The 12,719-nt window shown below is 76.5% G+C and carries 13 protein-coding genes and 1 riboswitch; of the genes, 12 read left to right on the forward strand and 1 reads right to left on the reverse strand.

Annotated features, from left to right (window positions below; genetic code table 11):
- Positions 1–259: 259 nt before the first annotated feature.
- The 8 genes from O7609_RS18670 to O7609_RS18705 are packed head-to-tail and all read left to right on the forward strand — an operon-like array spanning position 260 to position 8,432.
- Positions 260–610 (forward strand): NADH-quinone oxidoreductase subunit A, encoded by a 351-nt coding sequence (locus O7609_RS18670; protein ID WP_269735857.1) that lies wholly within the window; start codon positions 260–262, stop codon positions 608–610.
- Entirely contained in the window at positions 601–1,746 is a 1,146-nt protein-coding gene (locus O7609_RS18675; protein ID WP_269743926.1) for a hypothetical protein, read from the forward strand. The genes O7609_RS18670 and O7609_RS18675 overlap by 10 nt, the downstream gene beginning before the upstream one ends.
- A complete protein-coding gene (locus O7609_RS18680; RefSeq protein ID WP_269743927.1) occupies positions 1,743–2,729 on the forward strand; it encodes an NADH-quinone oxidoreductase subunit H in 987 nt (328 codons plus the stop codon). Before O7609_RS18675 ends, O7609_RS18680 begins: the two co-directional genes overlap by 4 nt.
- Before the next feature lie 5 nt (positions 2,730–2,734).
- Positions 2,735–3,259 carry an NADH-quinone oxidoreductase subunit J gene (locus O7609_RS18685; protein WP_443072264.1) on the forward strand — a complete coding sequence of 175 codons (525 nt, stop codon included), beginning with the start codon at positions 2,735–2,737 and terminating at the stop codon, positions 3,257–3,259.
- Positions 3,256–3,561 carry an NADH-quinone oxidoreductase subunit NuoK gene (gene nuoK, locus O7609_RS18690; protein ID WP_269735853.1) on the forward strand — a complete coding sequence of 102 codons (306 nt, stop codon included), beginning with the start codon at positions 3,256–3,258 and terminating at the stop codon, positions 3,559–3,561. The genes O7609_RS18685 and nuoK overlap by 4 nt, the downstream gene beginning before the upstream one ends.
- Positions 3,558–5,459 (forward strand): proton-conducting transporter transmembrane domain-containing protein, encoded by a 1,902-nt coding sequence (locus tag O7609_RS18695; RefSeq protein WP_269743929.1) that lies wholly within the window; start codon positions 3,558–3,560, stop codon positions 5,457–5,459. The genes nuoK and O7609_RS18695 overlap by 4 nt, the downstream gene beginning before the upstream one ends.
- Positions 5,460–5,461: 2 nt before the next feature.
- Positions 5,462–6,946 (forward strand): complex I subunit 4 family protein, encoded by a 1,485-nt coding sequence (locus O7609_RS18700; RefSeq protein WP_269735851.1) that lies wholly within the window; start codon positions 5,462–5,464, stop codon positions 6,944–6,946.
- A 7-nt stretch (positions 6,947–6,953) separates the two neighbouring features.
- Positions 6,954–8,432 carry an NADH-quinone oxidoreductase subunit N gene (locus O7609_RS18705; protein ID WP_269743930.1) on the forward strand — a complete coding sequence of 493 codons (1,479 nt, stop codon included), beginning with the start codon at positions 6,954–6,956 and terminating at the stop codon, positions 8,430–8,432.
- A 32-nt stretch (positions 8,433–8,464) separates the two neighbouring features.
- Here the strand turns inward: O7609_RS18705 and O7609_RS18710 are convergent, their stop codons facing one another.
- The gene (locus O7609_RS18710) at positions 8,465–9,451 is read right to left on the reverse strand and encodes an NAD-dependent epimerase/dehydratase family protein (protein ID WP_269737202.1); all 987 of its coding nucleotides are present in this window, start codon (positions 9,449–9,451) and stop codon (positions 8,465–8,467) included.
- Positions 9,452–9,698: 247 nt separating this feature from the next.
- Positions 9,699–9,882, forward strand: a riboswitch (cobalamin riboswitch).
- Between the two features lie 30 nt (positions 9,883–9,912).
- Here O7609_RS18710 and O7609_RS18715 point away from each other — a divergent pair.
- From O7609_RS18715 to O7609_RS18730, 4 genes are read left to right on the forward strand one after another with little or no spacing between them, the layout of a single operon-like run.
- Positions 9,913–10,632, forward strand: a complete 720-nt coding sequence (locus O7609_RS18715) for an energy-coupling factor ABC transporter permease (RefSeq protein ID WP_269737201.1) — start codon at positions 9,913–9,915, stop codon at positions 10,630–10,632.
- Positions 10,629–10,991, forward strand: coding sequence for an energy-coupling factor ABC transporter substrate-binding protein (locus tag O7609_RS18720; protein ID WP_269735849.1), 363 nt, complete (start codon positions 10,629–10,631; stop codon positions 10,989–10,991). Before O7609_RS18715 ends, O7609_RS18720 begins: the two co-directional genes overlap by 4 nt.
- Positions 10,992–10,996: 5 nt before the next feature.
- Complete coding sequence (cbiQ, locus tag O7609_RS18725) at positions 10,997–11,746, forward strand: cobalt ECF transporter T component CbiQ (RefSeq protein WP_269735848.1); 750 nt, start codon at positions 10,997–10,999, stop codon at positions 11,744–11,746.
- Positions 11,743–12,606 (forward strand): ATP-binding cassette domain-containing protein, encoded by an 864-nt coding sequence (locus tag O7609_RS18730; RefSeq protein WP_269735847.1) that lies wholly within the window; start codon positions 11,743–11,745, stop codon positions 12,604–12,606. Before cbiQ ends, O7609_RS18730 begins: the two co-directional genes overlap by 4 nt.
- Positions 12,607–12,719: the final 113 nt, after the last annotated feature.

The following is a 12,719-nucleotide window of genomic DNA, read 5'->3' on the forward strand; positions in this document are numbered from 1 at the left end:
CCGAGCGACCAGGTTCCCACTCGGCGGCGGCCCGGCGCGGCAACGGCACACAGGGTGTCGGCCCCGGGCCCGCCTCTCGGGAGGAGGCGGGGTGCCGCGCCTTCGGCGTCCCCGGACCGGTCCTCGGGGCCTCCCGGCGGGCGCGGCGGGGCCGCCGTGCGCCGGACGGGTGAGGTACGGAATGGGCGGCTGCGGGCCGGGTACCGGACGGCGGACCGAACCTGCCCGCGGAGCGCGGCTCCGGACGCCTGAGGAGAGCATGCGGGACTTTCTCGACGTGGGCGCCATGCTGGTGCTGGCGGTCGGCCTGGTCGCCGGGCTGCGCGGGCTGCACCGGCTGACGGCCGTCCGCGCGGATCCGCTGCTCGCCGCGCCCTTCCTCTCGGGCAACGTGCCGGGCGAGCACGCGGTCTCCCGCTTCCACGCCCGCTGGTACGCGCTGACGCTGGTGTTCCTGGCCTTCGACGTCGAGATGCTGTTCATGTACCCGTGGGCGGTCGTCGTGGCGCGGATGGGGGCGTCGGCCGTGGTGGAGATGTTCGTCTTCCTCGGCCTGCTGATGTGCGGTGTGCTCTACGCATGGCGGGAGGGCGCCTTGCGATGGGCCTGAACGTCGTCCTGCGGAGCGCCGTCATGCGGGGCCTGGCCGGTGGTCCCCGCGTGCTGCTGGTGGCATGCCCCGGCGGCACGGCGGTGCGGCTGGCCGCTGAGGCGGCCGTCGGGGAGCGTGGCGGACGGCTGGCGCTGACCCCGGCCGAGGCGGATGTCCTGCTGGTCGCGGGGGAGCCGGCCGCGGAGCTGCGCTCGGCCGTGGACGTGCTGTGGGGGCAGATGCCGGGACCCCGGCGGCTCGGGCAGGCGGCTCGGGCGCGGGACGTCGGGGCCGTGCTGGAGGCGCTGCTGCCCGGGCGCGGCGACGGGGGCCGGGCAGCGCGATCGGCGCCGTGGGCGCCGTCCGGCGGGGACGGGGAGACGGCGCGGCTCGGCGAGCCGGTGATGGCCGGCCGGGGCGAGGACCGCGACGGGCTGAGGCTGGACGTGCTGCGCGTACCGCTGGGCCCGGTGCTGCCGGACTGGCCCGCCGGCCTGGTCGTGGACACCGTCGTGCAGGGCGACGTCGTCCAGCGCGCCGGGGGCCGGGTGCTGCCCTTCGCCGGGCCGCGTCGCCCGCCGTTCTGGCACGCGGGGAAGAGCCCGGACGCCCGTCGGCGTCGTACGGCCGCCGCTCATCTGGACTCGCTGGGAAGGCTGTTGGCCGTGGCCGGGTGGGAGGCCGCCGCCCGCGAGGCGCGGCGGCTGCGGGACCGGCTCCTGGACGGCGAGCCCGAGCGCGGGGTGCGTGCGGACGTCGGGGCGTGGCGGCGCCGGGTGGAGCGGTCCCGCACGCTGCGGTGGGCGACGGACGGGCTGGGCGTGCTCACCCCCGCGGACGCGGCGGGGCTGGGCGTGAGCGGCCCGGCGGCGCGGGCCCGGGCGCCGCATGACGCGACGGCGCGCTGGCGGCGCTGGCTGGAGGAGGCGGACGGGCTGCTCGCGGGCGGCCCGGTGCGGGACGGCGGGCCTCGGGGCAGCGCGACGGTGGAGGGGGTGCCGCCCTCGCGGGGGCTGTTGGCGGCGGCCGTCGAGCGGATGCCCGGTCGGGAGCTGTCCGCCGCGCGGCTGCTGCTGGCCTCCCTCGACCCGGATCCGGACGAGCTGGCCGCGGGACGGGCGCCCGGTGGCACCCGGGGGGTGGGCGTCCGGTGACGGTGAGCGGAGCGCCGGTGTGGGCGGTGGTGCCGGCCGCCGCCGTCCTGCTGGCCCTGGCGTGGGCCGCGGCCGTGCTCGACGCCGTGCTGGACGCCGGGCCGAGCGTCCCGGGCCCGCGGCGCGGTCCCGGCCGTGGGTACGGGCTCGGCCGTGCATCGGCGCCCGGATCCGGGGGCCGGGCGTGGGCCCGGCCGCTGGCCGAGGCGACGCGGCTGATGCGGCAGGGTGGCCGTACGACGGTGGCTCCGGACCGGCTGCTGTGGCGCGTCGGGACGGCGGGCCCGCTGGTCGCGGCCCTGCTGATGGCGGCGGTGGTGCCCGTCGGGGGCACGGTGGTGGCGGATCTGCCGGTGGGCATCGTCTGGTTCAACGCGGTGGACGTCACCCTGTGGGCGGCGGTGTGGCTGGCCGGCTGGGGTCCGAACAGCGTGTATCCGCTGGTCGGCGGCTACCGCTTCGTGGCCCAGGCGCTCGGCTACGAGCTGCCGCTGATGTTCGCGCTGACCGCGCCCGCCGTGGCGGCGGAGAGTCTGCGGGTGGGGGAGGTGGTGCGGGCCCAGCAGCCGCTGTGGTTCGCGGTGTGGATGCCGGTGGCCTTCCTCGTGTTCCTGGCGTCGGTGGCGGCCTTCAGCATGTGGGGGCCCTTCGCCTCCCCGGTGGGGCGGGACGCGGCGGGGGGTGTGCTCGCGGAGGCGGCGGGGGTGGACCGGCTGCTGGTGCTGGCCGGCCGGTACGCGTTGCTGGCGGCCGGGGCGGGCATGGCGGTGGCCCTCTTCCTGGGCGGGGGCGCGGGGCCGTGGCTGCCCGGCTGGGCGTGGTCGCTGCTGAAGACGCTGGCCGTCCTCGCGGTGCTGGTCGCGCTGCGGCGGCTGCCACTGCTGCATCCCGAACGCCTGGCCCTGCTCGGGTGGCTGGTGGCGCTGCCTGCCGTGCTGCTGCAGGTGCTCGTGGTGGCGGTCGTCGTGGTGTGGAAGGGGTGAGCACGGTGGAGACGGTGCTGTTCTGGGGGCTGGCGGTGGTGGCCGTCGCGGCGGGCGTGGCGGTGTTCACGGTGGACTCGATGGCCCGGGCGACCTATGCGCTCGCGCTGTCGTTCGTCGCGGTGGGCGCCGAGCTGCTCCTGTTGGACCTGGCCTATCTGGGCGTGGTGACGGTGCTGATGATGGTCATGGAGATGGCGGTCATGGCCGTCTTCATGATCATGTTCATGATGAACCCGGCCGGTCTCATGCCGATGTCGATGCTCCACAACAAGCGCGGCGCCCCGGTCATCGCCGGCGGGGTCTTCGCGGCCCTGGCGGCCCTGGCGCTGCTCACCCCCTGGCCCGAGCGGCGCGGCGCCGTGCCGGCCGATCCGACCCGGGCGGCGGGTGAGGCGGTCATGGGCTCGAAGATGCTCGTGATGATCGGCGTCAGCGCGGTGCTGTTCACCACCATCGTGGCCGCGCTCGTTCTCGCCTCCGCACGCAACCGGTACGACGACGAGCGGGCCGGAGGCGGTGGCGCGTGACGCTGGAACCGTTCCTGCTGCTGGCCGCGGCCCTGTTCGCCGTCGGGCTGTACGGGGCCCTGAGCCAGCAGTCCGTCGTCATGGTGATGATGGGCCTGGAGCTGATGATCAACGGCGTGATCGTGGCGGCCGCGGCCTTCTGGTACTTCCTCGCCCCCGCGGCACCGGAAGGCCAGGTCCTCGTCCTGGTGGTCATCGCGGCCATGACCGTGGACATGGCCCTCGGATTCGCCGTCGTGACGCTGCTGTTCCGGGCCAAGGACGTGGACACGACCGACAGCGCCGCGGAGCTCCGGCGGTGAGCGGGGCCCTGAGCCCGGCGGTGGGCTGGGAAGGCGCCCTGCTGTGGGCCCTCGTCCTGCTGCCCGCCGTGGCCGGGGGCGTCCTCACCCTGTCCGGGGGCGGACGCCGTCCGGCCGGAACGTACGAACGCCCCGGCGGCACGGGCCGTACCGCGCCCGCGCTCGCCGTGGCCGTCGCTGCGGTCACGCTCGCGCTGGCGGTCGCCGCCGCCCTCACCCGCCCCACGGCGCGGACGGGCTTCGTGGCGGGCGGGCCGCTGGCCCTGGCCGTCGACGGTCTCTCGGCGGTGGTGATCGTGACCGTGGCGGCGGTCGGCCTGCTCGTGCTCGTCTTCGCCGCGGCCGACGTCCGCGCCGAACGGCCGCGCTTCTTCGGGCTGATGCTGCTGTTCGTCGCCGCCGTCCTGGTCACCGCCACGGCCACGACCCTCACCGCGCTCCTGCTGGCCTGGGAGGTCATGGGCGCCACCTCCTACGCCCTGATCGCCTTCCGCTGGCGCGCGAACGAGGCCGTCGCGGCCGGGACGACCGCCTTCCTCACCACCCGCGCCGGGGACCTCGGGCTGTACCTGGCGGCCGGCGCCGCCCTCGCCGCGGCGGCCGGAGCACCCGAGCCGCTCTCCCTCGACGCCCTGGCCGCCCTGGACCGCCCGTGGCTGCACCTGGCGGCCGTGGGGGTGCTCGCGGCCGCCTTCGGCAAGGCCGCCCAGCTCCCCTTCTCCTTCTGGCTGTCGAAGGCGATGCTCGGCCCAAGCCCGGTCAGCGCGCTGCTGCACTCGGCGGCCATGGTGGCGATGGGCGGCTACCTCCTGCTGCGCCTGCGCCCGCTGCTGGAGGCCGCGGGCTGGGCGACGACGGCCGCCGCCTGGGGCGGCGCGCTCACCGCGCTGGCCCTGGGCGCGGTCGCGCTCGCCCAGCCGGAGCTCAAGCAGCTGCTGGCCGCCTCCACCGCCGCCCAGCTGGGCTTCGTCGTCCTGGCCGCCGGCGCCGGGGGCCTCGCCGGCGGCACCGCCCACTTCGCCGCCCACGCCGCCGTCAAGGCGCTGCTGTTCCTGGCCGCCGGCCACTGGCTGGCCACCCGGGGGACCGACACCCTCAGCGCCCTGCGCGGCGCCGCCCGGCGCCCGTGGCCGGCCGGCCTCCCCTTCGTCGTGGGGGCGCTCGCCCTGGCCGGTGTGCCGCCGCTGTCGCTGTGGGCCACCAAGGACGAGATCCTCGCCGCCGTCGACGCGCCCGCCCTGTACGGGGTGACGCTGGCGGCCGTCACGCTGTCCGCGCTCTACGCGGGCAAGGCACTCGGGCTGCTGCTGCGGCCCGCCCCGACCGGCGCCCCCGCCCGCGAGCCCGGACCAGGTCTCACGCGGGGCGCGCCCCTGGCGCTCCTCGCCCTCGGCGCCGCCGTGCTCGGGGCCCTTGCCCTGCCACCGCTGGCCGGGGAGCTGAAGCGGTCCCTCGGAGTGTCCGGCGAGCCCTCCGCCGGCCCCGCCCTCGTGCTGGGCACGGCCGTGCTCGCCCTGGTCGCGGCCCTGCTCGCCGCCGTGTTCGCGGCCCGGCTGCCGGAGCCCGGGTGGGCGCGGGCCTGGCTGCACCTGGGGACGGCGGCCCACGCGCTCGCCGTGCGGCCCACGCTCACCGCGGCCCACGCCCTCGCCCGCTTCGACGACGCCGTGCTGCACCGAGCCGCCCTGGGAGCCGCAGGGGCCGTGCGGCGCCTGGCCGCCTGGGCCTGGGCCGTCGACCGGTCCGGGGTGGACCGGCTCGTCCAGGGCGTGGCCGACGGCACCCGGCGGCTGGGTGAACTGGCCCGCCGCCCGCAGACCGGGCAGCTCCACCACTACTACGCCCAGGCCCTCACCCTGCTGGCCGCCGCCGTCCTCCTGCTCCTGCTGCTGAGGTGAGCATGCTCTCGCTGACCGTCTTCCTCCCGCTGGCCGCCGCCGCGCTCCTGCTGGCCTGGCGTGCGCTGCCCGAGGCGGCCGTGCGGGCGGTGTGGGTCGCGGTCTCGGCGATCGAGCTGGCGCTGGTCGCGGCCCTGTGGGTGACGTACGACGGCCCCGGCCCCGACCACGAGACCGACCGGCCCTGGATGCCCAGCGCGGGCGCGGGCTACCACGTCGGCGTGGACGGACTGTCCCTGCCGCTCCTCGCGCTCACCACCGTCGTCTTCCTCGCCTGCGCCGTCCACTCGCTGTCCGGGCAGCGCGCCCTCCGCCGCTTCGCCGCGCTCTTCCTCGCCCTGGAGACGACCTGCCTGGGCCTGTTCGCCGCGCTCGACCTGATCCTATTCTTCCTCTTCTTCGACCTGTCCATCGTCGGCATGTACCTCGTCATCGCGGGCTGGGGACACGGCAGCCGGGCCGCCCGCTCGGCACTCGTCTTCTTCCTCTACACCTTCCTCGGCTCGCTCGCCCTGCTGCTCGGCTTCATCGGTCTGTACGCCGCCTCCGACCCGCACACCTTCGACATCGCCGAACTGACCGCGGCCCCGCCGCTGGAGAGCGGGGCCGCCGGCACGCTCGTCCTGGCCGCGATCGTGGTGGGCCTGGCCGTCAAGACCCCCGTCTTCCCCTTCCACACCTGGCTGCCCCCGGCCCACACCGACGCCCCCGCCGCCGGCTCGGCCGTCCTGGCCGCCGTCCTGCTGAAGATGGGGACCTACGGCTTCGTGCGGATCGCCATGCCGATCCTGCCGGGCCCCTGGCGGGACTGGGCCCTCGTCCTCGTCGTCGCCGGCGTCGTGTCCGCCCTCTACGGCGCCCTGGTCGCCCTGGCCCAGAGCGGTTTCAAACGGATGGTCGCCTACACCAGCGTCAACCACATGGGGTACATCCTGCTCGCCCTCGGCGCCGCCGGACTGCTCTCCGGGGCGGACGAGCAGGCCCGCACCACCGCCGTCACGGGGGCCGTCGTCCTGATGGTCAGCCACGGGCTCGTCACCGGGGCGCTGTTCCTGCTGTCCGGGGTGCTGTGGGACCGCGGCGGCACCTACGACATGGGCGCCTGGGGCGGACTGGCCGGAGCCATGCCCCGCTTCGCCGCGCTCACCGCCGTCGCCGCCTTCGCAAGCCTGGGCCTGCCGGGCTTCAGCGGATTCGTCGCCGAGTTCCAGATCTTCGCCGGGAGCCTCGGCCCCGCCCCCGTGGCCACCGCGCTCGCCCTCCTGGGCATCCTCGTCACCGCCGGCCTGCTCCTGTGGGCCCTGCACCGGGTGTTCCTCGGGCCGCGACGCGAGCCCCGGCCCGTCGACGCCGACCTGCGCCCGGCCGAACTGTCCGCCGTCGCACCGCTGCTCGGCCTGTCCCTGCTCGTCGGCGTCCTGCCGCGCGCACTGCTGGACACCGTCGAGCCCGCCGCCCGCACGGCCGTCGACCTCCTCGCCCGGTGACGCCGCGATGCACAAGGACCCCCTCGCCCTCGCCCCCGAGATCCTCCTGCTGGCCGGAGCCGTCGCCACGCTCCTCACCGGCTCGTTCCTGCCCCGCCGCCGGCAGTGGATCGCCAGCGCCCTCGCCGCCGCCGCGCTCGCCGCGTCCCTGACCGCCGCCGTCGTCCTGGCGCCCGGGGACGACCGCACCGTCTACGCCGGCACCTACGCCCTCGACGGCGCCACCGACGCCGCCCGCGTCATCGTCCCCGCGGCCGCGCTCGCCGTCCTCGCGCTGGCCGGCGGCCGGGTGCGCGGCGACCGGCGCGAGGCCGAGTTCGGCGCCCTCGTCCTGCTCGGCTCGCTCGGCGCCGTCCTCCTCGCGGGCGCCTCCGACCTGCTGCTCCTCGCCGTCGCCTACCTGCTCGCCTCCCTCCCCCTCTACGCGCTCGCCGGCTGGGCCCGGGACCCGCGCGGGGCCGAGGCCGCCCTGAAGCTCTACCTCCTCGGCGTCCTGCTGGGCATCACCATGATGTTGGGCGCAGCCCTCCTCTACGGGCTCGGCGGAGCCACCGACTACGCGGCGCTGGCCGAGGGGCTCGCCGACGCCCCCACGGCCGCTCTGGCGGTGGGGACGGTGGCGCTGCTGTCCGGACCGCTGTTCAAGGCCGGCGCCGTCCCCGTCCACTTCTGGGTCCCGGACGCGGCGGCGGGGGCCACGGTCCCGGCCGCCGCGTTCCTCACCACCGTGCCCAAGGTCGGCGGCCTGCTCGCCCTGTACCGGGTCGTGACCCTCCTGCCCGAACACACCCTGGACTGGCGGCCGCTGCTCGCCGTGCTGGCGGTGGCGACCATGACCCTGGGCAATCTCGCGGCCTTCCCCCAGACCGACCCGCTGCGGCTGCTCGGCTACTCCACCGTCGCCCAGGCCGGTTACCTGCTCATGGCCGTCGCCGTCGCCGCACGCCCCGGCGCCCTGCGCGCGCTCCTGCTCTACCTCGCCGCGTACGCCGTCACCAACCTGGGGGCCTTCGCCGTGGCCGCCGCGCTGCCCCGCCTGCGGACCCTCGCCGCCTACCGCGGCCTCGGGCACCGCCGGCCCTGGCTCGCCGCCGCCCTCACCATGTGCCTCCTGGGGCTGGTCGGCACCCCGCCGACCGCCGTGTTCACGGGCAAGCTGACCGTCTTCTCCGCCACCTGGGACGGCGGCCTGGGCTGGCTCGTCGTCGCCGCCGCCGTCAACACGCTCGCCAGCCTCTTCTACTACCTGCGCTGGATCGCACCGGCGCTGTCCCCGGGCGCGGACGCCGACCGGGAAGGAGCCGGAAACGCGGACGGCGCCGCGGACGGTGGCACGGACGGTGACGCGGACGGCGTGACGGCGGCCGGTGTGCGGCCGGACCGCGGGGCGGCGGGCACCGCCGTCGCGGCGGCCGCCGGGTCCGTGATCCTGGGGGCGGGAGCGGGCCCGGTGCTCTCCGCGCTCTCCGACACGCTCGTCCGCTGAGCCCGCGCGCACGCGGCCGTGCGAGCCCGCCCTCAGGCGAGGGCGGCGAGGAGCTCGCGCTCGCGCTCCGCGCTCAACCCCGCACGCCGGGGCCGGTCCAGGCCCTGCGCGCGTTCCCAGCGCAGGGTGTCGGCCAGCAGCTCCGCGCGGGGGCGGTGCCGCAGGCCCGCGGCCCGGGCGGCGGCGCCGCTGCGGGCGGACCAGCCCTCCCAGCCCGGCTTGACGAGCCACATCGGCAGCGACCCCGGGCCCAGGTACTCGGCCACGCCGTGCGCGAGCAGGCGCGCGGACTCGACGGCGGCCACCGGCCCGGTGTGTCCGCCGACGGCGCGGGAGAGCCGGATCCACTCCTCCAGCGGCACGACCGGGCCGACGGCGTCGAAGACGCCCACGCCGCCCCGCTCCGCGGAGTCGAGCAGCCACGCGGTGAGGTCGCGGACGTCCACCACCTGGGTCGGCAGCCCCGGTTCGTCGGGGACCAGCAGCGGACCCCGGGGGTCGCGGGCCGCCCGGGCCACCCAGTAGCCGCTGCGTCCGCTGCCGTCGCCGGGGCCGCCGATGAGCCCGGCGCGGGCGATCAGGAGGCGCTCGCCCACGGCCGCGCGGCAGGCCCGTTCGCAGGCCACCTTCGCCTGGCCGTACACCGAACGGTCGGCCGCGTCCCGGTCGGTCGGCGGCAGGAGGGGCGCCGACTCGTCGGCGTCCGGCCGCGCGTGGGAGGCGTAGGCGTTGACGGAGGAGACGTACGTCCAGTGCCGGGCCCGTGCCCCCAGGGCGGCGAGCGCCCGGCGGACGAACAGCGGCTGCCAGGACACCTCGACGACGGCGTCCCAGGTGCGGTCGAGGAGCGGCGCGTACGCCGAGGGGTCGCGGCGGTCGGCGGGCACCAGCGTCGCGCCCCGCGCGACCTCCCCGCTCTCACCGCGTGCCAGGCACGTCACCCGGTGGCCGCGGGCCAGCGCCTCTCGTGCGACGTCCCGGCCCAGCCACGCCGTTCCGCCCAGCACCAGGATCTCCATACCGCCACCCAAGCACCGCGCGCCGCGGACCTCCAGACCGGTTCGCTCAAGGCCGAGGACGGTTCCGGCGGACGGGGCGGTCACGTGGTGAGCGCCACATGACCGAAAAGGCCCGGCCGTTCGGGAGGACGAGGGGGCCGCGGTGGCCACGGGGAACACGATGGCGCAGGTGACCGGGTGTGGCGTGCGCCCGGGGCGAGCGCCCGCGCGCCCCCGGGCATGGCTTGTCACGGCCTGTTCCAGCCGACTACTGTCACCACGCCTTGGTGAACGGGAAATCCGGTGCGAAACCGGTGCGGCCCTCGCCACTGTGATCGGGAAGTCCGGCTCCGGCCCCCTGCGGGCAGCCACTGGGTCCTCGGACCCGGGAAGGCGGAGTGCGGGCGGTAAGACCCGTGAGCCAGGAGACCGGCCGAGGCACGTCGTCCATCCACGAGGTGCTGGAGAGGGTCTGCCGAGCCATGCACATAGCCGAGGGTTTTCTTCCTCCGGTGCACGCCGTCGCCTGGAGTGTCGCGGCCGCGCCGTTCGTCGTCCACGGAGTCCGGGCACTGACCCGTGAGGTCAGGGAGCATCCGGAGAGCACCCTGCTCCTGGGGGCCTCCGGGGCCTTCACGTTCGTCCTGTCCGCGCTCAAGCTCCCCTCGGTGACGGGGAGCTGCTCCCACCCCACCGGCACGGGGCTGGGCGCCATCCTGTTCCGGCCGCCCGTCATGGCGGTCCTGGGCACCATCACGCTGCTCTTCCAGGCGCTCCTGCTGGCCCACGGCGGCCTGACCACGCTCGGCGCGAACGTCTTCTCGATGGCCGTCGTCGGGCCGTGGACGGGGTACGCCGCGTACCGGCTGCTGCGGCGCTACGACGTGCCGTTGATGGGCGCCGTGTTCTGCGGAGCGTTCGTCGCCGACCTCTCGACCTACTGCGTCACCAGCGTGCAGCTCGCGCTCGCGTTCCCCGACCCGGGCAGCGGCTTCCTGGGCGCGCTCGGCAAGTTCGGCGGCATCTTCGCCGTCACCCAGCTTCCGCTGGCCGTCAGCGAGGGGCTCCTCACGGTGCTCGTCATGCGGCTGCTGGTGCAGTCGAGCAAGGGCGAACTGACCCGGCTCGGTGTGCTGCTGTCCGGCGGCCGCGCGAAGCCGGGGAACGCCGACGACGCCGAGCAGGGGACGGTGGCCCGATGAGCCGGAACGCGAAGACCAACAGCCTGCTGCTGCTCGTCGTCGTGGCCCTCGCGGTGCTGCCGCTGGCCCTCGGCCTGGGCGACCACAAGGAGGAGCCGTTCACCGGCGCCGACGGCGAGGCCGAGACGACGATCACCGAGATCGACCCGGACTACGAGCCCTGGTTCTCCCCGCTGTACGAGCCCCCCTCCGGTGAGGTCGAGTCGGCGCTGTTCTCCCTCCAGGCGGCGCTGGGCGCGGGCTTCCTCGCCTACTACTTCGGCCTGCGGCGCGGGCGCCGTCAGGGCGCCGAACGGGAACGCACCGCCGCTGCAGCCCGTACGGCCGGTACCGGCGAGCCTGCCGCCGGGCAGGGCTGACCGGCGTGCTGCCGATCGACGCGGCGGCGCACAGCAGCCGCTGGCGCCGCCGCCACCCGGTCGACAAGGCCGTGCTCGGGCTGGGGCTGACCGCCACGGCCGTCTCCCTGCCGCCCTGGCCCGGCGCCGCCCTGGTGCTGCTGACGGCCCTGGCCGTGCTGCTCGGGCCGGCGGGGGTGCCGGGCGGGCGGCTGTGGCGGGCCTACCGGGTGCCGCTGGGCTTCTGCGTCACGGGCGCGCTCACGCTCCTCGTCGAGGTCGGAGGGCCCGGCGGGTTCCTCGCCCCCGCCGAGGGCGGCGCGGTACGGGCGGGCGAGCTGCTGCTGCGGACCTCGGCCGCCTCGCTCGGGGTGCTGCTGGTGGCGTTCACCACGCCCATGTCGGACCTGCTGCCCCGGCTGGTGCGGGCCGGGGTGCCCACGCCGGTCGTCGACGTCGCCCTGGTGACGTACCGCATGAGTTTCCTGCTGCTGGACGCGGTGCGCCGGATCCGGCAGGCGCAGGCCGCGCGGCTCGGGCACACCACCCGGGCGGCCGAGTGGCGGTCGCTGGCCGGGCTCGGCGCCACCGCGTTCGTCCGCGCCTTCGACCGGGCGGCGCGGCTCCAGAGCGGGCTCGCCGGACGCGGGTACGACGGCACGCTGCGCGTGCTGGTGCCCGAGGCCCGTGTCTCCGTCCCGTTCGTCGCCGCGAGCGTGCTGCTGCTCGCCGGGGTCGTCGCCGTCACGCTCGTCCTGAAAGGGTTCCTGCCATGACCGAGGCCGTCCTCGTCGCCCTGCGGGGCGCGTCCTTCGCCTACGAGGACGGCCCGACCGTCCTCAGCGGGCTCGACTTCGCGGTGCGGGAGGGGCGGGCGCTCGCGCTGCTCGGCCGCAACGGCAGCGGGAAGACCACGCTGATGCGGCTGCTCAGCGGCGGGCTCCGCCCGCGCGACGGCGAACTGACCCTCCAGGGGCGGGCGGTGACGTACGACCGCAAGGGGCTGCTGCGGCTGCGCACGACCGTCCAGCTGGTCGTCCAGGATCCGGACGACCAGCTCTTCGCCGCCTCCGTCGCCCAGGACGTGTCCTTCGGCCCGCTCAACCTGGGCCTGCCCGACGCGGAGGTGCGCGCGCGGGTCGACGAGGCCCTGGCGGCGCTGGACATCGCGGGCCTGGCCGACCGGCCCACCCACCTGCTCTCCTACGGCCAGCGCAAGCGAACCGCGATCGCCGGTGCCGTCGCCATGCGGCCCCGCGTCCTCATCCTGGACGAGCCGACGGCGGGGCTCGACCCGGACGGCCAGGAGCGGCTGCTGGCCACGCTGGACGGGCTCCGCTCGGGCGGCACCACGGTCGTGATGGCCACCCACGACGTCGACCTCGCCCTGCGCTGGGCCGACGACGCCGCGCTGCTCACCCCGTCCGGGGTGCGCACCGGACCCGCACCCGGGACGCTGGGCCGCACCGAGCTGCTGACGGAGGCGGGGCTACGGCTGCCGTGGGGGATCGCGACGACCCGACTGCTGCGCGAACGGGGGCTGTTGAGCGAGGCCGACGCGGGACCGCGGACGGCCGAGGAGCTCGCCGCGCTGTCCGCCGCGCTCGCCGGGCCGAGACCGCCGGCACAGGCCTGACCCCCGCCCCGTCGTCCGGCCGGTTCGCGGGACGCGGCACCGGCCGGACGTCCGTCACGCCAGAGGCATACACCACTGGCACACCCCCGTCGCCCGGGGCGGCATGGCGTGCG

Origin of the sequence: Streptomyces sp. WMMC1477 (assembly GCF_027460245.1) — a bacterium.
In the GTDB taxonomy this organism is placed as follows: Bacteria; Actinomycetota; Actinomycetes; order Streptomycetales; family Streptomycetaceae; genus Streptomyces.